A 19,017-nucleotide genomic window follows, 5' to 3' on the forward strand; every position below is an offset into this window, starting at 1 on the left:
CCGATATCACTAAGCCATCAGTCCAGGAAGACCTATGCATAGAATGACCAGCGCCAGCTTTAGGGTGCTTGCCGATGTCATGAATGAGGGCGGCGCCCACGTCGAAACCTTGCTCAAGCAATTGGGCAGCAGCCTGCGGGATGTGTATGAAAACCCCAAGGGCGTGAGGCTGGAACTGGTCTATCAGGTGATACAGGAAGCGGTGCGCCGCACCGGCAAGCCGGACCTGGGCCTGCTGGCCTACAGCAAGGCCCATCCGGCCAACCTGGAGGCATTGGGGTATGCGGTGATGTCCTGCGCCACCCTGGGCATCGCGCTGCAACGCCTGGTGGATTACCACGCGCTGATCAGCAACGGCTTCTGCATGTGCCTGGAGCGCAAGCCGCAGATGCTGACCCTGATCGGCTTCGACGTGGCCAGCGAACCCTCGATGATGCCCCGGGCCTTTATCGACGCCGGCGCGGCCCAGACCCTGGGCCTGCTGCACTGGCTGTTGCCGCAGCACAAAGTGCGGCCCCTGACAGCCACCTTCACCTACCCGGAGCCGCTGGACACCGGGTCCCTGCGCCAGTTGCTGGGAGACAACCTGCAGTTTTGCGCGCCCTACAACAGCTTGTCCTTCAGCAGCCAGGATTGCGCCATTGCCCTGCCCACCGCCGACCCGGCCCTGGATGTGCTGCACCTGGAGTACGCGCGTAACCGCCTCAACCTGCTGCACAACGGTTCGATGACCGCCCGGGTCCGGCGAGCGTTGTCCGAACGCCTGGCCCAGGGTGCACCGAGCGACCTGCCGAACATCGCCCAGATCGTCGGGGTCAGCACCCGCAGCCTGCAACGCCGCCTGGGACACGAAGACGTGCATTTCTCGGCCTTGCTGGACGAAGCCCGCTTGATGCTGGCCCACAGCTTCCTGCGCAACTCCATGCGCAGCGTCAAATACATCGGCGCCCTGCTGGGCTTTCGCGACCAGAGCAGCTTTCACAAGGCCTGCCTGCGCTGGTTCGGCATGACCCCGGGGCGCTACCGCGAGCAGTGAGCCGCGGGAACGACAACGCCGAGCACAGGCTCGGCGTGAAGGGAACGCAAGGTGGATCAGTGAGCGGCCAGCTGCGACTGGACTTCCGGCATGGCCGAGGAGTGATGGTTGAGGATCTTCCACTGACCGTCGATGCGCTCGTACAGGAAGGTGTAGCGCGCCTGGACCTTCTCGCTCTTGCCGGACGCGTCGGTCAGGGTGAAGGTGTAGACGCCGCTGTCCAGGGCGGCATCCGGGCCCAGGTGACGGATTTCACGGTAGTTGATCTGCCCCACCGGCTTGGACGCCAGGAAGTGCTCGAAGTAGTCCTGGATCTGGGCATGAGTGCTGCGCACCTGGTTGGACACGGTCGGCTGCAACACTGCGTTCGGCGCATACAGGCTCACCACCGACTGCGGGTTGCCGGTCTGCAAGGCGCTGTTCCAGCGATCGAACAGGCCGGCGATCTCGCGGTCCTGGGCCGCTTGCGGCTGCTCGGCAACGGCGCTGTAGACATAGGGCTTGACCTCGGCGGCCACAGCCAGTGGAGCGGTGAAGGCGAAAAACAGGGCCAGGGCAGTGGTTTTCAGTTTCATACGATTTCTCCAGTGGGTTTCAATGAGCCACACTTTGCCCATCGCCGTCGTCCGCGCCATCGGCCAACTGGAGCTTTCGGCCTATGCCATTCGGCAGATAGGCGTGACGTGCAGCAGCGGGTCTAATGCCCGCTTTTGTTCAACCGCAGCGCCGCCGCACTGGAGCCAAGCCATGTCCACCCCATCCTTCGACCCCGCCAGCGCCCTGGCCCTGCGCAGCCAGTATCGACAGTCCCAGAGCCGCGCCGCGCGCCTGCGACTGCTGGTGGACACCGGCCAGGAACTGTTGCAACTGCCCCCCGAGCAGATGCGCCAGCGGGTGGTGCAACGGGCCTGCGCCTTCGCCGCCATGGACCACGGGCTGCTGCTGGAATGGGCCGAGGATGGCGTGATCCACACCCGCGCCGCCCTGGGTCATGAAGAACGCCTGCAAGGCCTGCGCGCCCTGGCCGATCACCCGCAATGGCCGGAGCCGCCGCCGACCCCGGACAGCGCCGTGCTGCGCGTACTGTTGCACCGCGCCGACGGCCGCGCCTTCGGCGCGCTGCTGCTGGCCAACAGCGTACCCATCAGCCCGCCGGACAGCGAAGACCTGGAATCCCTGCAACTGCTGGCCACCCTGCTGGCGGCGCACCTGGAAAACCATCGCCTGCTGCGCGACCTGCAAGCCCGGGAACGCAGCATGTCGGAGCTGGTGCAACGCCTGTTCAGCGCCCAGGAAGACGAACGTAAACGGGTCGCCTATGACCTGCACGACGGCCTGGCGCAAACCCTGGCCGGGCTGCACCAGCGCCTGCAGGGCTTCGCCGGGCGCTGTCCGCCGTTGCCCGCCGAGCTGCACCAGGACCTGCAGACCATCCTGCAACTGGCCCAGGGCTGCGTCGGCGAAGGCCGGCAACTGATCGGCGGCTTGCGCCCCCACGTGCTCGACGACTTCGGCCTGCTGCGGGCCATCGACCGCGAGGCCGACCGCCTGCGCGACGCCGGTCTGCTGGTGTACTGGGGGCAACGCGCGCCGCAGCGCCTGCCCGATGCGGTGGAGATCGCCCTGTTCCGCATCGCCCAGGAAGCCATCAACAACATCCTCAAGCACGCCCGGGCCTCGCAGGTGCACCTGAGTCTGGCCCTGGAAGACGGCCTGGCGCTGCTCGGGGTCAACGATGACGGTTGCGGATTCGTCAGCTCGCCGGCCCCGGTGGCCGAGCAGCTGGGTCAGGTCGCCATGCATGAGCGCGCCCATCTGCTGGGCGGCCATTTCAGCTGCGACAGCCGGCCCGGCAGCGGCACCCGGCTGCTGGCCAGCGTGCCCGTGCAACCCTTGGAGCAAGCGCCATGAGTAGCCTGATACGTCTGGTCCTGGCGGACGACCATGAAGTGACCCGCACCGGCTTCGTCGCCCTGCTGGCGGGCAACCCGGAGTTCGAGGTGGTGGGCCAGGCCAGGGACGGTGAAGAAGCCCTGGCCCTGTGCGAGCAACTGCGCCCGGACATCGCCATCCTCGACATCCGCATGCCGCGGCTCAATGGCCTGGGGGCCGCGCGCCTTCTGCAGCAACGCCAGCCCGAGGTCAAGGTGGTGATCTTCACCATGGACGACAGCCCCGATCACCTGGAAGCGGCCATGACCGCCGGCGCCGTGGGCTACCTGCTCAAGGACGCCAGCCGCGACGAAGTGATCGGCGCCCTGCAACGGGTGGCCCAGGGCGAGGAAGCCCTCAACAGTGCGGTCAGTGCGCGCCTGCTGCGACGCATGACCGAACGCGGCAACGGCCAGATACCCCAGGCCCAGGCCCTGACCGCCCGCGAGCGCCAGGTGCTGGGGCTGGTGGCCGGCGGCTTCAGCAACCGCGAGATCGGCGAAAAGCTCGGCATCACCACCGGCACCGCCAAGGCCCACGTCGAGCGGGTGATCGGCAAGCTCGGCGCCTCCGACCGTACCCAGGCGGCGGTGCGTGGCATCGCCCTGGGACTGGTGGCCCAGCCCAGCGGGCAGTGGCCATGAACCTGCGCAGCGCCCGGCGCTGGGCCGACCTGCCGCTGCGGGGCAAGGCGCTGGTGGTGATCTCCCTGCCCCTGGTGATCCTGCTGCTGTCCCTGGTGCTGATCTACAGCGCCGAACGCCAGACCGCCCGCGCCGAAGAAGACGTGCGCCGGGTGCTGCTGGTGCAGGGCGATATCCAGACCGTGCACACCCTGCTGGCCGAGGCCGCGGCCAGCGTGCGCGGCTACCTGCTGACCCGCAGCGAGGACTTCCTGCCCGCCTACCTCCAGGCCCGCCCGCAGATCGAAGCGGCCCTGCAACGCCTGGACCGCAACGTGCGCGACACGCGCATGCGCGAGTACCTGCACACCATCACCCCGCTGATCCAGACCAAGCTCGAAGGCCTGGTGGCCCTGCGCAACGGCAGCCGCGACGACAGCGCCACGGTGACCGCGATCCTCATCGACAACAAGCAGGTGCTGGACGTGCTGCGTGAGCAGATCAGCGCCATGCGCATCCACGAGGACGCGCTGCTGGCCGAACGCACCGCGGCCGCAGCGGCAACCCGCATGCGCCTGCTGTTCGCCACCCTGCTGGCCGCCGGTTGCGGGCTGTTTGGCGCCATCGTCGCGGTGCTGCTGCTGTCCCGGGGCATCGTCACCCGGGTGCAGCAGGTCCAGGGCAACGCCCAGCGCCTGGCCCTGGGTCAGCCCCTGCTGCCGCAAGCCCCGGAGCTGGATGAGATCGGCCAGTTGGGCACGCGCCTGGTGGAAGCCGGGCAACTGCTGGCCGAGCGCGAGCGCGCCCTGCGCGACAACGAAGAACGCCTGCGGCTGATCATCGACGGGGTCAAGGACTACGGGATTTTCGCCCTGGACACCGCCGGCATGGTCACCACCTGGAACTTCGGCGCCGAGCGGATCAAGGGCTACCGCGACCAGGAAATCATCGGCCGCCATTTCTCCCTGTTCTACCTGCCGGAGGAATGCCCGCAGCACCCGGACATGGCCCTGCGCGAAGCCACCGCCCACGGCCACTACATGGAAGAAGGCTGGCGCTGCCGCAAGGACGGCAGCCGCTTCTGGGCCAGCGTGGTGATCACCGCGCAATACGACGCCAGCGGCGCCCTGCGGGGGTTCTCCAAGATCACCCGGGACATCACCGACCGCCGCGCCGCGGAAATCGCCCTGGGCACCGCCCGCGAAGAAGCCGAAAGCGCCAGCCGCGCCAAGAGCGAGTTCCTCTCGCGCATGAGCCACGAACTGCGCACCCCGCTCAATGCCATCCTCGGTTTCGCGCAATTGCTCGACATGGACTCCAGCGCCGGCCAGCGGCCCCAGGTCGGGCATATCCTGCGGGCCGGCCAGCACCTGCTGGGGCTGATCAACGAGGTGCTGGACATCGCCCGCATCGAAGCCGGGCGCCTGCCGCTGAACGTCGAACCCATGCCCCTGGCGGCGGTGCTGCATGAGGCCCTGACCCTGGTGTCGCCGATGGCCACCGACGCCGGCATCCAGCTCAGCGCCTTGCCGGAACTGCCCGCCGACAGCGGGGTGATTGCCGATCGCCAACGCCTGATCCAGGTCCTGCTCAACCTGCTGTCCAACGCCATCAAGTACAACCGCGCCCAGGGCCGGGTCAGCATCGAGGTGACCCTGGAAGAAGCGCGCCTGCGCATTGCCGTGATCGACACCGGGGCCGGGATTGCCGCCGACCAACTGCAACGCCTGTTCAAGCCTTTCGAACGCCTGGACGCCGATCCCAAGGTCGAAGGCACCGGCCTGGGCCTGGCCCTGAGCAAGAGCCTGCTGGAGATGATGGACGGCAGCCTGGAGGTGCACAGCACAATGGGCAGCGGCAGCCGCTTCATCCTCGAGCTGCCCTGTGTGCGCCTGCCCGATGCCCCGCTCGCAACGCCCCTGGCCACCCCGGCGCTGAAGCCGCCGACGCTGCCCACGCCCAGCCCCTATCGGGGCAAGATCCTCTGCATCGAAGACAACCTGCAAAGCCTGGCGCTGATCGAAACCCTGCTGCAGCGCCGTCCGGGTATTCAGTTGCTGTCGAGCATGCAGGGCCAGCTGGGCCTGGACCTGGCCCGCCAGCACTCACCGCAGATGATCCTGCTGGACGTCAACCTGCCGGACCTGCAAGGCCTGGAAGTGCTGCAACGGCTGCGGGCCTCCGGCAGCACCGCCAGCACGCCGATCCTGATGATCACCGCCGACGCCAGCGAGCTGACCCAGCGCAGCCTGCTGGAAGCCGGCGCCACGGCGATTCTCACCAAGCCCATTCACATCCCAGCGTTCTTCGCCCACCTGGACGCCTGTTTAGCGGAGCCCCTATGACTGCCGATATGCGCATCCTCATCGTCGATGATCAGCGCCCCAACCTCGACCTGATGGAACAGCTGCTGGCCCGCGAAGGCCTGCACAACGTCCTGAGCAGCACCCAGCCGCTGCGCACCCTGGAGCTGTTCAACAGCTTCGAGCCGGACCTGGTGATCCTCGACCTGCACATGCCCGAGTTCGACGGTTTTGCCGTGCTCGAACAGCTCAACCGGCGGATTCCGGCCCACGACTACCTGCCGATCCTGGTGCTCACCGCCGACGCCACCCGCGACACCCGCCTGCGGGCCCTGGCCCTGGGCGCGCGGGACTTCATCAGCAAGCCGCTGGACGCCCTGGAAACCCTGCTGCGGATCTGGAACCTGCTGGAAACCCGGGCCCTGTACAAGACCCTGCGCACCCTGGTGCCGCCGGAGCAGATCGCACTGCTACGCCCATCAAAGGCCTGACCTGTCGCGTCTGTCGCACCTGTCGCACCTGTCGCGCCTGTCGCGCCTGTCGCGCCTGTCGCATCGTCGCATCGTCGCATCGTCGCACCGTCGCACCGTCGCACCGTCGCACCTGCCGCATCGTCGCACCCTGTAGCCGCTGCCGCAGGCTGCGAACGGCCCGAAGGGACGTAGGGTTCTTAAGATCGATAGAGGTTCGACGGGAGGTCGCCAAGCAAGGTCCTGCGGACCTTTGCGCAGCTTCGCGGGCTCAGCAGCGGCTACAGGAATCGTGGGGGTTCAGAGGTCGCGGAAGAACTCGCCGGGGGTGGCGTCGAACTGTTGGCGAAACGCGGCGATAAACGCCGAGGTCGAGTCATAGCCGCAGGCCAGGGCCACATCGGTGACCCGCTCGCCCTGCTCCAGCGGGGTCAGGGCGCCGAGCAGGCGCAAGCGTTGGCGCCAGGCGCGAAAGGTCAGCCCGGTGTCCTTGAGAAACAGGCGGCTGAGGGTCTTCTCCGTAACCCCGAGCTTCTGGCTCCATTGACCCAGGGTGGTCGGCTGCTCCGGGTGCGCCTGCAGGCTGCGGTAGATCGTGCGCAAGCGCGGGTCCAGGGGCAGCGGCAGCATCAGGTCCAGTTGCGGCGCGGCAGCCAGCTGGTCCAGCAGCACCTGGGCCAGGCGGCCGTCGGCGCTGTCCTCGACATACTCCACCGGCAATTCGCTGAAGGCGCGGATCAGTTCCCGCAACAGGCTGCTGACCGCCAGCACCTGGCAGCTGTCGGTGGCCGCCCAGGCGGTGACGCTGCAATCCAGGTACAGGCTGCGCATTTCGGTGCGCGGCGAGCTGAACACCCGGTGCGGCACCCCGGCGGGAATCCACACCGCGCGCTGTGGCGGGGCAACAAAGCGTCCGCCAAGGGTCTGGATCTCCAGCACGCCCTGGATCGCATAGGACAATTGCACCCAGGGGTGACTGTGGCGCCGGGTCAGGGCCCGGTTGGGCAAGGATTCGGTGCGCCCGTACACCGGTCGCGGCAGACTCGGCAGCCCGGGAATACTGCGGCGGACGATCTTTTCATGTCCTTTAGGCGGCATTAATGGGCTCCTTGGCGTTAGTCGGTAAACCGCAGCCACGTTAGAGTCGCCCCACTGCACTTGGCAACCCCCGGATGAAACCGCTATGACTCGCTCACGTCTTTTGCCCGACAACTTCACCCTGACCCTGATCGGCGTGGTCCTGCTGGCCAGCTTCCTGCCGGCCAGCGGCCAGGTGGCGGTCGGTTTCGGCTGGCTGACCAACCTCGCCATCGGCCTGCTGTTCTTCCTCCACGGTGCCAAGCTGTCGCGGGAGGCGATCATCGCCGGGGCCGGCCACTGGCGCCTGCATCTGCTGGTGTTCAGCCTGACCTTCATCCTGTTTCCGGTCCTGGGGCTGGCGCTCAAGCCGCTGCTGTCGCCGCTGGTGGGCAACGACCTGTACCTGGGCATGCTGTATCTGTGCGCGCTGCCGGCCACGGTGCAATCGGCGATCGCCTTCACCTCCCTGGCCCGGGGCAATATCCCGGCGGCCATCTGCAGCGCCGCGGCGTCGAGCCTGTTCGGCATCTTCCTCACCCCGCTCCTGGTGACCCTGCTGCTGAACGTGCACGGCGATGGCGGCTCGACCCTGGATGCGATCATCAAGATCAGCGTGCAGTTGCTGCTGCCATTCATCGCCGGGCAGATCGCCCGGCGCTGGATCGGCGCCTGGGTCGGGCGCAACAAGCACTGGCTGCGCTTCGTCGACCAGGGCTCGATCCTGCTGGTGGTCTACGGCGCCTTCAGCGAGGCGGTGAACGAAGGCATCTGGCACCAGATCCCGCTGTGGGAACTGGGCGGGCTGGTGGTGGCCTGCTGCATCCTCCTGGCCCTGGTGCTGCTGGCCTCGAGCTTTCTCGGCAAGCTGTTCGGCTTCGACCAGGAAGACCGCATCACCATCCTCTTCTGCGGCTCGAAAAAGAGCCTGGCCACCGGCGTGCCCATGGCCCAGGTGCTGTTCGCCGGCAGCACCATGGGCGTGCTGATTCTGCCCCTGATGCTGTTCCACCAGATCCAGCTGATGGTCTGCGCGGTGCTGGCCCAGCGCTACGCCAAGCGCCCGGAATCGGTGGCCGAGCTGATGGGCCAGGTCGACCCGTAACCTTTCCTGCAAGGCGGCCCGGCAGCTGGCCGGGCCTGCGCGCAGATGGTGATGAAGCGTGCGCAATGGCATGATGCCGCGGCGAAAATCATCAAGGACCGCCGATGTTTCCCCATCGAATTCAAGCCCCCAGCCAGGCCGACCTGGAACTGCAGGTGAGCGCCCGCCTGGAGGCCGATGACCAGGCCCAGGTCATCGTCCAGTTCGCCAAGGCCGAACAGTACGACGGCGAACTGCTGAGTCAGCTCGACACGCTCTGCGCCCGTTTCGGTGAACGCCTCAAGGTGCGTTTCTACAGCCATTACCCGGGCAGCGCGTTCGATGCCCGGGTATTGCTGGCCCTGCCCCATGTGCAGTCCCTGAGCCTGGATTGCCTCGACAGCCTGGAGCACTTCGAGGCCATTGGCAGCCTGCACCAGGTCAAGGACTTTGCCCTGCAGGTCATCAGCGCCGAACTGCCGGGCCTGTTGGCCCTGCCCAACTTGAGGCGGTTGCAAACACTGCGCCTGTCCCTGGACAAAGGCCCGGCCATCGACCTGGCGCCACTGGCCGCCATGCCCGAGCTGCACACCCTGTCCCTCAGCGTACAAACCCATCACCTGGACGTGCTCAGCCAGTGCCCGGGCATCAGCCACCTGGACCTGCACCGCATGCCGGCCAAGGCGCCCCTGGGAATGGTCGCCGGCATGAGCGGCCTGCGCAGCCTCTCGGTGACCTTCGGCAGCCGCGAGCAGATGCCGGAGCTGCGCAACCCGCAGGTCAAGGAGCTGGAGATCATGCGGGTTCGCGGCCTCAACCGCCTGGACCTGGACGGCTTTCCACAGCTTGAAGCGCTGAAGATCGAGGACCAGGCGCAACTCGGCCAACTGGACCTGAGCGGTGCGCCGCAGTTGCGCAAGCTGAGCCTGATCAACCTCAAGAACCTGGGGCTGATCAACCACCTGCACACCTCGACAATCGCCGACCTGCGCCTGATCAAGATCCCACAGGTGGACCTGCTGGCCCTGATCGAGCAACAGCTGCCGCCCAGCCTGCAGCACCTGAAGTTGCACAGTGGCAAACGCGCCGTGGACCAACAGATCGAGGCCCGGCAACAGCAACTGGGCATCCCGGAACCCCGTGGTCCATATTGACCCACCCTTGTGGGAGCGAGCTTGCTCGCGAAGGATGTCAACGATAACCCGCACTCACAGGAAACCTGCGGCGCTTTGGAGATCATCGCGAGCAAGCTCGCTCCTACAGAACAGCATCAAACTCACCGCTCCACCCTTTCGGACCTGATAAGGAGATCTCATGTCCTTTGTTCCCGGCTTTACCGAACTGCTGCTCAATCACCTGAAAAAAGACGAGCGCCAGCGCATCCTCAAATCCATCATGGTCAGCGCCGCTCCCGAACTCTGGCTGAGCCTGGAGTCGGCGGCGTTGCTGGACATCAATCGCGAGCACTTCGGCCTCGGCGGCCAGCTGGATCAACGCGATGACTACCGCCCCAGCAACATCAGCGTTGCGCGCAGCAACGTCCCGCGCTGGCTGATCGCCGCCGAGCGGCGCAAGGTGGATATCTGGGTCGAGGACAGCTACGGCAAAGAGGCGGCAACCGCCATCGAGTTCAAGGTGGTGCACAACAACAAGAATGCCTATTACAAGATCTGGGAAATCCGCAAGGACCTGGTCAAGCAGATCCCCCGCACCAGTCCCGATGAGCGCATCGAGCGCTGGGGCATCGTGTTGCTGAGCTACTCACGCTTCTACAGCGACCAGCAAGGCAACTACAGCTACGGCAAGTTCGACAGTTGCCCGGCGTTTCTCGCCGCTTTCGAGAATGGCCTGAACGACAACAACGAATGGTACGCCGGCGCACCGGAGCTGGAACTGCTGATGAAACCAACCCGGATAGCCGACCTGGACGACGCGCATTACATCGAACCCGGGAAAGGCTCGGGGGTGTATCTGGCGCTGGTCCGGTGCAAGGCCTGAGGCTGGCCTGCAGTGCACCCATCGCCCCTGCGCAGAAATCGACAGCGCGGCGACAGTGGCCAGACGCTCAGCGTGGCGTAGCCGGGCATGCTGTATGACATGATGCCGCGCGACAAGCTTCAAGGACCGCTGATGTTTTCCCATCGAATCAAAGCACCGACCCAGGCCGACCTGCGCCTGCAGGTCGGTGCCCGGCTGGAGGCCGATCCGCGGGCCCGGGTCATCGTCCAGTGGCACAGCGTCGAGCAATACGATTGCCAACTGCTGGAACAGCTCGATGCCCTCTGCGCACGTTATGGCGAGCGCCTTACCGTGCGTTTCTACAACCACTATTCGAGCAGAGGTTTTGATGGCCGGACCTTGCTCGCCCTGCCCAACGTCCACTCGCTGAGCCTGGACGGCCTCGAAACCCTGGAACATTTCCAGGCCATTGGCAGCATGCACCTGCTCAGGGAGCTTGCTCTGGAAGTCTTCCGCGCCGAGCTGCCCGGGCTTCTGGCCCTGCCCAACCTCGAACGCCTGCACAGCCTGCGGCTCTCCCTGGACCAGGGCCCGGCCATCGATCTGGAGCCGATTGCCCGCATGCCCGAGTTGCAGAGCCTGCACATCAGCCCGCAGAGCCATGACCTGGAGATTCTGAGCCAGTGTCCGAGCATCAGCACCCTGAGCCTGCATCGCCTGCCGGCCGAGACAACCCTGGGGATGGTCGCCGGCATGAGCGGCCTGCGCAGTCTGTCGGTGGCGTTCGGCAGCCGTGAGCAGATGCCTGAGCTACATAATCCCTACGTCAGGGAGCTGGAGATCATGCGGGTTCGCGGCCTCAACCGCCTGGACCTGGACGGCTTTCCACAGCTTGAAGCGCTGAAGATCGAGGATCAGGCGCAATTGAGCCGGCTGGACCTTGGCGGGGCGCCGCAGTTGCGCAAGCTGAGCCTGAGCAACCTCAAGACCCTGGGGGAAATCAGCGGCCTGAAAACCTCGAACATCGCTGACCTGCGCCTCATCAAGGTTCCTCAGGTGGATGTACTAACACTGATCGATAGCCAACTGCCGCCCAGTGTGCAGCACCTCAAGCTACTCAGTGGCAAACACAGCCTGGACAAACAGATCGCAGCCCGGCAACAGCAACTGGGCATCCCAGAACCACGCTGCCCGTATTGACCCACCCTTGTGGGAGCGCGCTTGCTCGCGAAGGACGCCAACGATAATGCGCACTCGTTGGGAATAGGCGGCGCTTTGGCAAGCATCGCGAGCAAGCTCGCTCCCACAAACATGACCACGCTCGTGGCGCGCATCAGCACTCCGCGGCTGTGCTAACGTTCGCCAACGCCCCGGCCTGAAACCCTGCCCATGTCGATCACTGAAAATCTCTTGGCCTTCACCCTGGCCGCCACCCTGCTGACCCTGACCCCGGGCCTGGACACTGCCCTGGTACTGCGCACCGCCACCGTGGAAGGCAAGCAACAGGCCCTGCGCGCGGCCTTGGGCATCAACGCCGGTTGCCTGCTCTGGGGCGCGGCCGTGGCTTTCGGCCTGGGGGCCGTGATTGCAGTGTCGGAACTGGCCTTCAACCTGTTGAAGTACTGCGGCGCGGCCTACCTGGCCTGGCTGGGGCTGAACATGCTGCTGCGCCCGCGCCGCTCGTTTACTCCGGCCAACCCGGACGGCAGCCCCGGCACCCACTGGTTTCTCAAGGGCCTGCTGGGCAACGTGCTCAACCCCAAGGTGGGGATCTTCTACGTGTCCTTCCTGCCGCAGTTCATTCCCCAGGGACAGCCGCTGGTGCTCTGGACCTTCGGTCTGGTGAGCATCCACGTGGTGCTGGGGCTGGTCTGGTCCCTGCTGCTGATTGGCGCCACCCGCTCCCTGAGCGGGGTGCTGCAGCGGGAAAAGGTGATCCAGTGGATGGACCGCACCACAGGGATGATCTTCGTGCTGTTCGCGGCTCGCCTGGCCTTGAGCAGGCGTTGAACATCGCGCCCCTCAAACCTCGGCCAGCACCGCCCCACGCTCTTCCAGCAGCTTCACAAAACTGCTCAAACTCTGGGACACGGTGCCGCGCCGCCAGACCAGCCAGGTGCGCAGGAAGCGAAAGCGCGGGGACAGCGGCCAGACGCTCACCGTGGCGCAGCCGGGCATGCTTTCCAGCATGCTGCGGGGCATCAGCGCCAGCCCGGCACCGGCGCTGACGCAAGCCAGCATGCCGTGGTAGGACTCCATTTCGTGGATCTTGCCCGGCACCGCGGCGTCCTGGGTGAACCAGCTTTCGAAGTGATGGCGGTAGGAACAGTTGGCGCGAAAGGCGTAGATGCTTTCGCCGTTGACCTCCCGCGCGCGGGTAATCGGCGCGTGCCCCAGGGGCGCGATCAGGACCATTTCCTCCTCGAACACCGGCAGCCCTTCCAGGGCCGGGTGGCGCACCGGGCCGTCGACGAAGGCCGCCACCAGACGCCCGGACAACACGCCGTCGATCATGGTCCCCGAAGGGCCGGTGGATAGGTCCAGTTCGACCTTGGCGTATTGCTGGTTGTAGGCCGCCAGCAGCGCCGGGATGCGCACCGCTGCCGTGCTTTCCAGGGAACCCAGGGCAAACGGGCCCTGGGGTTCCTCGCCAGCCACGGTCAGGCGCGCTTCGGCCACCAGGTCGAGAATGCGCCGGGCGTAGTCGAGGAAGTTCCACCCGGCGGGCGACAGGCGCAGGCGGCTTTTTTCGCGGATGAACAGCTCCACCCCCAGGTCCTGCTCCAGTTGCTTGATCCGGGTGGTGAGGTTCGACGGCACCCGGTGGATCAACTGCGCGGCGGCGCTGATGCTGCCCTGCTCGGCAACGGCCTTGAAAATTTCCAGCTGGACCAGATCCACGGCATTCTCCAAACGTGAATGACTCGCTCAATATTATTCAGTTTTCAGCAAAGATCCAGCACCGTAACCTGCCGTCATTCCCACCTTGCAGGACGGTGCCATGAACCTTGTTTCCAGCAATACCCACGCCTTGTCGATCAACCCCGCCAGCGGTGAGCAGATCGGCGCCTACCCCTACCAGTCCGAGGCTGAAAGCGACGCCACCCTGGAGCGCGCCGCCCGCGGTTTTGCCCTGTGGAAGCGCCAGAGCGTCGCCACCCGCGCCGCGCACCTGACCGCCCTGGCCCAGGCCCTACGGGACAACAGCGACGCCATGGCGCGGATGATCAGCCAGGAAATGGGCAAGCCCCTGCCCCAGGCTCGGGGCGAAATCGAAAAATGCGCCCAGCTGTGCCTGTGGTACGCCGAGCACGGCCCGGCCATGCTGGCCCCGGAAGCGACCCTGGTGGAAAACGACAAGGCGCGCATCGAGTACCGCCCCCTGGGCCCGCTGCTGGCGGTGATGCCGTGGAACTTCCCGATCTGGCAGGTGCTGCGCGGCGCGGTGCCGGCGCTGCTGGCCGGCAACACCTACGTGCTCAAGCACGCGCCGAACGTCATGGGCAGCGCCTACCTGCTGCTGGACGTCATGCAGCGCGCCGGTTTCCCTGAAGGCGTGTTCGAGCTGCTCAACGTCACCCCGGACGGCGTGTCCCGCGCCATCGCCGACCGCCGCATCGCCGCCGTGACCCTGACCGGCAGCGTGCGCGCCGGCATCGCCATCGGCGCCCAGGCCGGCGCCGCGCTGAAAAAATGCGTACTGGAACTGGGCGGTTCCGACCCCTTTATCGTGCTCAACGACGCCGACCTCGACGAAGCGGTCAAGGCCGCGGTGATCGGCCGCTACCAGAACACCGGCCAGGTCTGCGCCGCCGCCAAGCGCCTGATCATCGAGCAAGGGGTGGTCGCGGAGTTCACCCGCAAATTCGTCGAAGCCACCCGCGCCCTGGTGATGGGCGACCCGCTGGCCAGCGACACCTACCTCGGCCCCATGGCCCGCTTCGACCTGCGTGACGAGCTGCACCAGCAAGTCCAGGCCACCCTGGCCGAAGGCGCCACCCTGCTGTTGGGAGGCGACAAGGTCGAAGGCGCCGGCAACTACTATCAACCCACGGTGCTGGCCGACGTCACCGAGCAGATGACCGCCTTCAGGCAGGAACTGTTCGGCCCGGTGGCCGCCATCATCAGCGCCCGGGACGCGCAACACGCCCTGGCGCTGGCCAACGACAGCGAGTTCGGCCTCACCGCGACGATCTTCACCCAGGACCTGGAACGGGCCCGGCAGATGACCGACGAACTGGAAACCGGCGGCGTGTTCATCAACGGCTACAGCGCCAGCGACCCTCGGGTGACCTTCGGCGGGGTGAAGAAAAGCGGCTTCGGCCGCGAGCTGTCGCACTTCGGCGTGCGCGAGTTCTGCAATGCACAGACGGTGTGGCTGGATCGGCGTTAAGGTCGATCACCGGGCTTCAGCCAGCGGCCAGAGGCCCGGTTGCCAACGGCCGTTCAGCGCTGGCGAGGGCCTGGCGGCCTGGCCCCCGACTCTTGATTGAGGGGCCTGGCTTGATGGGGCGCAATGCCTGGATGCGGCCCGGCGGATCGCCAAGCCTGCTCAGCGAAACTAAGCCCGATCTTGCTGTTTTTTCAGAATTTTCTTGAAGCCCTGCCTGCCCCGACCTTTCTATGATGTTTCTTTTTGATATCACCCGAGGTCCGGCATGTGCGCCCCCGCTCAAAAGTTCATCGTTCGCTTGCCTGGTGAGCTCCACACGCAAGTCAAGCGCATCGCCAAGCAGGAAAACCGCAGCATGAACAATGAAATCGTCGACCGCCTGGAAAAATCCCTGGTCGCTTCCGAAGCCCGCAGCCACGACGAAAGACTCATCACTATCCTGCTGGGCAAGATTGCAACCCTGGAACAGCAGATCGAGTCCCTGCAAATGAACCCTCCCGAGTCCAACCCGTAACCCCTGCCTTTTCCCTCCAGCAGGGCCGGCATCCGCCACACGCCCCCCGGCCCTATCCCCTGTGTGCCTTTACCCCCGCGCCGCAGCTTGTATGATGGCGCCCGCCCGACCGCGCATACCTGCAACCGCCCCGGACAGCCGGATGCTCGCCGCACGGCCCCGATACTCCCCACGTCCGTCATCCGCTGCTTCAAGGGCCTGCCCGGGCCTGCGCTACAGAGCGCGTTGTCCTCAAGGAATGTTCATGAACCCCGCTCACTCGATGTCCCGCTCACCCGCCCCCAGCGCCGGCTTGCCGCGCCATCGCCTGACCCTGGGCCTGCTGCTGGCCGGCAGCCACGCCGTGGCCAACGCCGCCACCGAACTGCCAAGCCAGACCGTCAGCGCGCAAGCGCCTTCCGGCTACCAAGCCGACAGCGCCTCGGTGGGCGGCTTCAGCGAAACGCCGCTGCTGGACACCCCGGCCGCCATCAGCGTGATCAACGAAGACATGATCCTCGACCAGCAGGCCCGACTGCTCAGCGATGTACTGAAGAACGACGCCTCGGTAGGCCAGAGCTACGCGCCAGTGGGCTACTACGAAAACTTCGAGGTGCGCGGCTTCTCCCTGAACGCGGCCAGCAGCTACAAGATCAACAACCGCACCATCACCGGCGAGCAGAACGTCGCCCTGGAAAACAAACAGCGGGTGGAATTGCTCAAGGGCCTTTCCGGCTTGCAAAGCGGGGTCAGCGAGCCGGGCGGGCTGGTCAACTACGTGACCAAGCGGCCTGCGGACATTCGTTCGGTGACCGTTTCCACCGACGACCGCGGCAGCGGTTACCTGGCCACCGATGTGGGCGGCTGGTTCGGCAGCGAACAGCAGTTCGGCCTGCGCGCCAACCTGGCCCATGAAGACCTGCACTCCTACGTCGAACACACCAATGGCCAGCGCGACTTCGCTTCCCTGGCCTTCGACTGGAACATCAGCCCCGATGCCCTGCTGCAACTGGACATCGAATACCAGAACAAGCAACAGCGCTCGGCCCCGGGTTACCAACTGCTGGGCGGCTCCAGCCTGCCCCACCACGCCTCGCCGAAAAGACTCCTGGGGCATCAGAGCGGATCGAAGCCGGTGACCAATGAATCACTAAACATCGGTGGCAACTTCGAGTACCGCTTCAACGATGACTGGACCGGCAGCCTCAGCGCGTCCCGCAGCAAGGTGGTGATCGATGACTACAGTTCGTTTGCCTGGGGCGGCTGCACCACCGGCTGCATCAATGCCAACGGCAACTATTTCAGCCCCGAAGGCAACTACGACATCTACGACTTCCGCAGCCCCGACGACACCCGGCGCAACGATGAAGTGCAGGCGCTGCTCAATGGCCGCTTCGACGCAGCGGGCCTGGGCCATGAGTTGAGCGTGGGGACCAGTGCATTTCGCCGCGTGGTGGATCGGCGCGAGTCCATCAACCAATGGATTGGCACGGGCAATATCCAGAGCGAGCCGGAAAACTACGCCCGCTACAACGGCGTCCTCAATGACTCCCACAAACGCCTCGACAGCCGTCAATACGGCCTGTTCCTCAGCGATCGCATCAGCTTCAACGAACAGTGGCAGACCGTTCTCGGCGGGCGCGAAGTACGCCTCGACGAAGAGAGCTTCGACAAGGACGGCGTGCGCGATCGCCACACCCAACGCTATGTATTCCTGCCCCAGGCCGCGCTGATCTACAAACCGATCAGCGAACTGTCGCTGTACACCCAATACAGCAAGGGCTTGAGCCTGGGCGGTCAGGCGCCCTGGTTCGCCAGTAACAGTGGCGACACCCTGGCCCCCACTGTCTCGCGGCAGATCGAAGCCGGGGTCAAGTACGACTGGCAGCGCATGAGTTTTAGCGCCGCGCTGTTCCAGATGCGCCAGGCCTACCAGTACTCGCGCCCGGATGCTGCTGGCGGTTTCACCTACGTCCAGCAGGGCCAGCAAAAGAACACCGGCCTGGAGCTCTCCGCCAACGGCTGGGCCACCCAGCGCCTGCAGATTGCCGCCAGCGTCGCGGCGATTCGCTCCCGGCTCGAGGGCACCGGCACCTCGGCCTACGAAGGCCACCAAACCCTCAACGTCCCCCGCCTGCGAGCCAGCCTCCAAGGCGACTACGCCCTGCCCTGGCTCGACGGTCTGGCCCTGCTGGGCGGCATGCAATACAGCGGCAGCAAATACGCCGACCGCCAGGGCAACGTCGCCACCGGCGCCTACGCCATCTTCAACATCGGCAGCCGCTACAGCACGCGCATTGACGGTTACGAGACGGTGTTCCGCCTGACCGTGGACAACCTGTTCGACAAACGCTACTGGCGCGATGCAGGGGAATACATGGGCGACGACTACCTGTTCCAGGGCGCGCCGTTGACGGCGCGGTTGAGTGCTTCAGTGAGTTTCTGATGCAGACGGCCCCTACGGGGCCGATCGCAGCCTGCGGCAGCGGCTACAACGCCCACGAAATCCCGGGCGTTGTGGCTTGCCGGAAAAACTGCAGCGCCGGCACAGGCCAGCCATCAAAATCTCGACAAACACACCTTGCGCGTCTCCCGCCCATCCTTGGCGACGAGTCGCCACGGACAGCGTCACTGAGCGCACAGCCTTACCGGCGTTCATATCGGCAACCGCCTTAAGCAAGTCCTCCTGAAACAGCCGCATTTCCTGGCCCATGGCTACGACCTCTCTGCGTGGGATACGCCCTGGTATCGATCAGTACGTCCAGGGTTGCGCTGATGGTTATCCCACAGAACAGCAGCGCAATCAGCGCCTCCAGCCCGCCTTACAGAAAAGACAGACCCTTCCTACATCCACCGTAGGAGCCGGCTTGCCGGCGAAGACGTCCTCAAGCCCGCCCTCGCCGGTAAAAAGCACACCCAACAATTGCGCAAACAAAAGGTCGGCGCGCCTCTCTCCAATGACGGTGTAAGAGTCTCAATCGTCCAACACGCTGTTGGACGATTAGCGCTCCCCTAGCCCCCATGCAGGCCCGCCCCACAGAACGGCCGCTGTAGCAATACCGGATGCTGACTTGGTCGCTTACTTGGTCGCTACTTGGTCGGTTTGTTGGGTGACATGCCCAGGCCCCGGGGAAGATCAGCAGTCCAACCACCAGTTCAACAGCGTCTCGTCCTCATCGTCATCGAGGTTTTTATAGACATTGGCGTAGTACCACTCGATCCCGGTTTGCTCGCGGAAGCGATCGAACACCGCATTGATACGGTCCATGCCATTCCTTGCGGGAACAGCGAATGACAGGTTCCCCTCGAACAACCCGTCCAGGGTTCCACTCAGTTCACCAGCGACCTCGTTTTCAAGCGCACTGATCACCGTCGGATCAATGTAGTCGGCATAGATCTGAATGCAGAAATTCCCGCCGCGCTTCAGCACTTGCGCCGGAGCATCGGGATTGCGGATGGAAACGATATCGCCCCGCGCCAGGTTTTGCGCCAGGCCCGGTGAGGACAGCAACTCGTAGGTATCCTCATCGATGCGCCGCGCCAGCAACTCCTCGCGAACGGCGCCATCGTCATCGGCCATGTACACCTGGATCAGCACAGGGGCTTGCTTGTCATCCATACGGGGCTCCACAACGTCCAGGTTCAAC

General features: G+C 65.4%; 17 protein-coding genes. 13 read left to right on the forward strand and 4 right to left on the reverse strand.

Going from position 1 to position 19,017, the window contains the following annotated elements; translation table 11 throughout:
- Positions 1-34: 34 nt before the first annotated feature.
- Positions 35-1,036, forward strand: a complete 1,002-nt coding sequence (locus POS17_RS19370; protein ID WP_060840071.1) for an AraC family transcriptional regulator — start codon at positions 35-37, stop codon at positions 1,034-1,036.
- Between the two features lie 56 nt (positions 1,037-1,092).
- Here POS17_RS19370 and POS17_RS19375 read toward each other — a convergent pair whose 3' ends face one another.
- A complete protein-coding gene (locus POS17_RS19375; RefSeq protein ID WP_060840072.1) occupies positions 1,093-1,611 on the reverse strand; it encodes an SgcJ/EcaC family oxidoreductase in 519 nt (172 codons plus the stop codon).
- A gap of 172 nt (positions 1,612-1,783) precedes the next feature.
- Here POS17_RS19375 and POS17_RS19380 point away from each other — a divergent pair, with 172 nt between their 5' ends.
- The 4 genes from POS17_RS19380 to POS17_RS19395 are packed head-to-tail and all read left to right on the forward strand — an operon-like array spanning position 1,784 to position 6,385.
- The gene (locus POS17_RS19380) at positions 1,784-2,947 is read left to right on the forward strand and encodes a sensor histidine kinase (RefSeq protein ID WP_060840073.1); all 1,164 of its coding nucleotides are present in this window, start codon (positions 1,784-1,786) and stop codon (positions 2,945-2,947) included.
- A complete protein-coding gene (locus POS17_RS19385; RefSeq protein ID WP_060840074.1) occupies positions 2,944-3,612 on the forward strand; it encodes a response regulator in 669 nt (222 codons plus the stop codon). The genes POS17_RS19380 and POS17_RS19385 overlap by 4 nt, the downstream gene beginning before the upstream one ends.
- Complete coding sequence (locus POS17_RS19390) at positions 3,609-5,936, forward strand: ATP-binding protein (RefSeq protein WP_060840075.1); 2,328 nt, start codon at positions 3,609-3,611, stop codon at positions 5,934-5,936. Before POS17_RS19385 ends, POS17_RS19390 begins: the two co-directional genes overlap by 4 nt.
- The gene (locus POS17_RS19395; protein ID WP_060840076.1) at positions 5,933-6,385 is read left to right on the forward strand and encodes a response regulator; all 453 of its coding nucleotides are present in this window, start codon (positions 5,933-5,935) and stop codon (positions 6,383-6,385) included. The genes POS17_RS19390 and POS17_RS19395 overlap by 4 nt, the downstream gene beginning before the upstream one ends.
- A 279-nt stretch (positions 6,386-6,664) precedes the next feature.
- On the opposite strand, the gene POS17_RS19400 is transcribed toward POS17_RS19395, so the two are convergent.
- The gene (locus POS17_RS19400; protein WP_060840077.1) at positions 6,665-7,462 is read right to left on the reverse strand and encodes an AraC family transcriptional regulator; all 798 of its coding nucleotides are present in this window, start codon (positions 7,460-7,462) and stop codon (positions 6,665-6,667) included.
- A gap of 85 nt (positions 7,463-7,547) precedes the next feature.
- Here POS17_RS19400 and POS17_RS19405 point away from each other — a divergent pair, with 85 nt between their 5' ends.
- The 5 genes from POS17_RS19405 to POS17_RS19425 all read left to right on the forward strand — a co-directional run bounded on the left by POS17_RS19405 (position 7,548) and on the right by POS17_RS19425 (position 12,494).
- Positions 7,548-8,546 carry a bile acid:sodium symporter family protein gene (locus POS17_RS19405; RefSeq protein WP_060840078.1) on the forward strand — a complete coding sequence of 333 codons (999 nt, stop codon included), beginning with the start codon at positions 7,548-7,550 and terminating at the stop codon, positions 8,544-8,546.
- 104 nt (positions 8,547-8,650) lie between these two features.
- Entirely contained in the window at positions 8,651-9,679 is a 1,029-nt protein-coding gene (locus tag POS17_RS19410) for a hypothetical protein (RefSeq protein ID WP_060840079.1), read from the forward strand.
- A gap of 160 nt (positions 9,680-9,839) precedes the next feature.
- Positions 9,840-10,523, forward strand: a complete 684-nt coding sequence (locus POS17_RS19415; protein WP_060840080.1) for a hypothetical protein — start codon at positions 9,840-9,842, stop codon at positions 10,521-10,523.
- Between the two features lie 132 nt (positions 10,524-10,655).
- A complete protein-coding gene (locus POS17_RS19420; RefSeq protein ID WP_060841981.1) occupies positions 10,656-11,684 on the forward strand; it encodes a hypothetical protein in 1,029 nt (342 codons plus the stop codon).
- A 189-nt stretch (positions 11,685-11,873) separates the two neighbouring features.
- Positions 11,874-12,494 (forward strand): LysE family translocator, encoded by a 621-nt coding sequence (locus tag POS17_RS19425; RefSeq protein WP_060840081.1) that lies wholly within the window; start codon positions 11,874-11,876, stop codon positions 12,492-12,494.
- A gap of 12 nt (positions 12,495-12,506) precedes the next feature.
- Here the strand turns inward: POS17_RS19425 and ptrR are convergent, their stop codons facing one another.
- A complete protein-coding gene (gene ptrR, locus POS17_RS19430) occupies positions 12,507-13,385 on the reverse strand; it encodes a putrescine utilization regulator PtrR (RefSeq protein WP_060841982.1) in 879 nt (292 codons plus the stop codon).
- A gap of 100 nt (positions 13,386-13,485) precedes the next feature.
- Between ptrR and POS17_RS19435 the strand changes: the two genes are divergently transcribed.
- From POS17_RS19435 to POS17_RS19445, 3 genes are all read left to right on the forward strand, one after another.
- Positions 13,486-14,877 (forward strand): aldehyde dehydrogenase family protein, encoded by a 1,392-nt coding sequence (locus POS17_RS19435; RefSeq protein ID WP_060840082.1) that lies wholly within the window; start codon positions 13,486-13,488, stop codon positions 14,875-14,877.
- Positions 14,878-15,142: 265 nt separating this feature from the next.
- On the forward strand, positions 15,143-15,391 hold the full coding sequence (locus POS17_RS32465; RefSeq protein WP_060840083.1) for an Arc family DNA-binding protein: 249 nt from the start codon (positions 15,143-15,145) through the stop codon (positions 15,389-15,391).
- Positions 15,392-15,653: 262 nt separating this feature from the next.
- A complete protein-coding gene (locus POS17_RS19445) occupies positions 15,654-17,816 on the forward strand; it encodes a TonB-dependent siderophore receptor (RefSeq protein WP_231979059.1) in 2,163 nt (720 codons plus the stop codon).
- A gap of 690 nt (positions 17,817-18,506) precedes the next feature.
- On the opposite strand, the gene POS17_RS19450 is transcribed toward POS17_RS19445, so the two are convergent.
- Positions 18,507-18,989: a DUF4265 domain-containing protein gene (locus tag POS17_RS19450; protein ID WP_060841983.1), complete on the reverse strand. Its 483-nt coding sequence runs from the start codon at positions 18,987-18,989 to the stop codon at positions 18,507-18,509.
- Positions 18,990-19,017: the final 28 nt, after the last annotated feature.

It is taken from the genome of Pseudomonas sp. Os17, assembly GCF_001547895.1.
Lineage (GTDB): Bacteria > Pseudomonadota > Gammaproteobacteria > Pseudomonadales > Pseudomonadaceae > Aquipseudomonas.

Coding starts and splice junctions, on each gene's coding strand:
- POS17_RS19395 (WP_060840076.1), top strand. CDS start 5,933: ATGACTGCCGATATGCGCATCCTCATCGTCGATGATCAGCGCCCCAAC.
- POS17_RS19415 (WP_060840080.1), top strand. CDS start 9,840: ATGTCCTTTGTTCCCGGCTTTACCGAACTGCTGCTCAATCACCTGAAA.
- POS17_RS19445 (WP_231979059.1), top strand. CDS start 15,654: ATGTCCCGCTCACCCGCCCCCAGCGCCGGCTTGCCGCGCCATCGCCTG.
- POS17_RS19405 (WP_060840078.1), top strand. CDS start 7,548: ATGACTCGCTCACGTCTTTTGCCCGACAACTTCACCCTGACCCTGATC.
- POS17_RS19435 (WP_060840082.1), top strand. CDS start 13,486: ATGAACCTTGTTTCCAGCAATACCCACGCCTTGTCGATCAACCCCGCC.
- POS17_RS32465 (WP_060840083.1), top strand. CDS start 15,143: ATGTGCGCCCCCGCTCAAAAGTTCATCGTTCGCTTGCCTGGTGAGCTC.
- POS17_RS19450 (WP_060841983.1), bottom strand. CDS start 18,989: ATGGATGACAAGCAAGCCCCTGTGCTGATCCAGGTGTACATGGCCGAT.
- POS17_RS19410 (WP_060840079.1), top strand. CDS start 8,651: ATGTTTCCCCATCGAATTCAAGCCCCCAGCCAGGCCGACCTGGAACTG.
- POS17_RS19390 (WP_060840075.1), top strand. CDS start 3,609: ATGAACCTGCGCAGCGCCCGGCGCTGGGCCGACCTGCCGCTGCGGGGC.
- POS17_RS19420 (WP_060841981.1), top strand. CDS start 10,656: ATGTTTTCCCATCGAATCAAAGCACCGACCCAGGCCGACCTGCGCCTG.
- POS17_RS19375 (WP_060840072.1), bottom strand. CDS start 1,611: ATGAAACTGAAAACCACTGCCCTGGCCCTGTTTTTCGCCTTCACCGCT.
- POS17_RS19385 (WP_060840074.1), top strand. CDS start 2,944: ATGAGTAGCCTGATACGTCTGGTCCTGGCGGACGACCATGAAGTGACC.
- POS17_RS19380 (WP_060840073.1), top strand. CDS start 1,784: ATGTCCACCCCATCCTTCGACCCCGCCAGCGCCCTGGCCCTGCGCAGC.
- POS17_RS19370 (WP_060840071.1), top strand. CDS start 35: ATGCATAGAATGACCAGCGCCAGCTTTAGGGTGCTTGCCGATGTCATG.
- POS17_RS19400 (WP_060840077.1), bottom strand. CDS start 7,462: ATGCCGCCTAAAGGACATGAAAAGATCGTCCGCCGCAGTATTCCCGGG.
- POS17_RS19425 (WP_060840081.1), top strand. CDS start 11,874: ATGTCGATCACTGAAAATCTCTTGGCCTTCACCCTGGCCGCCACCCTG.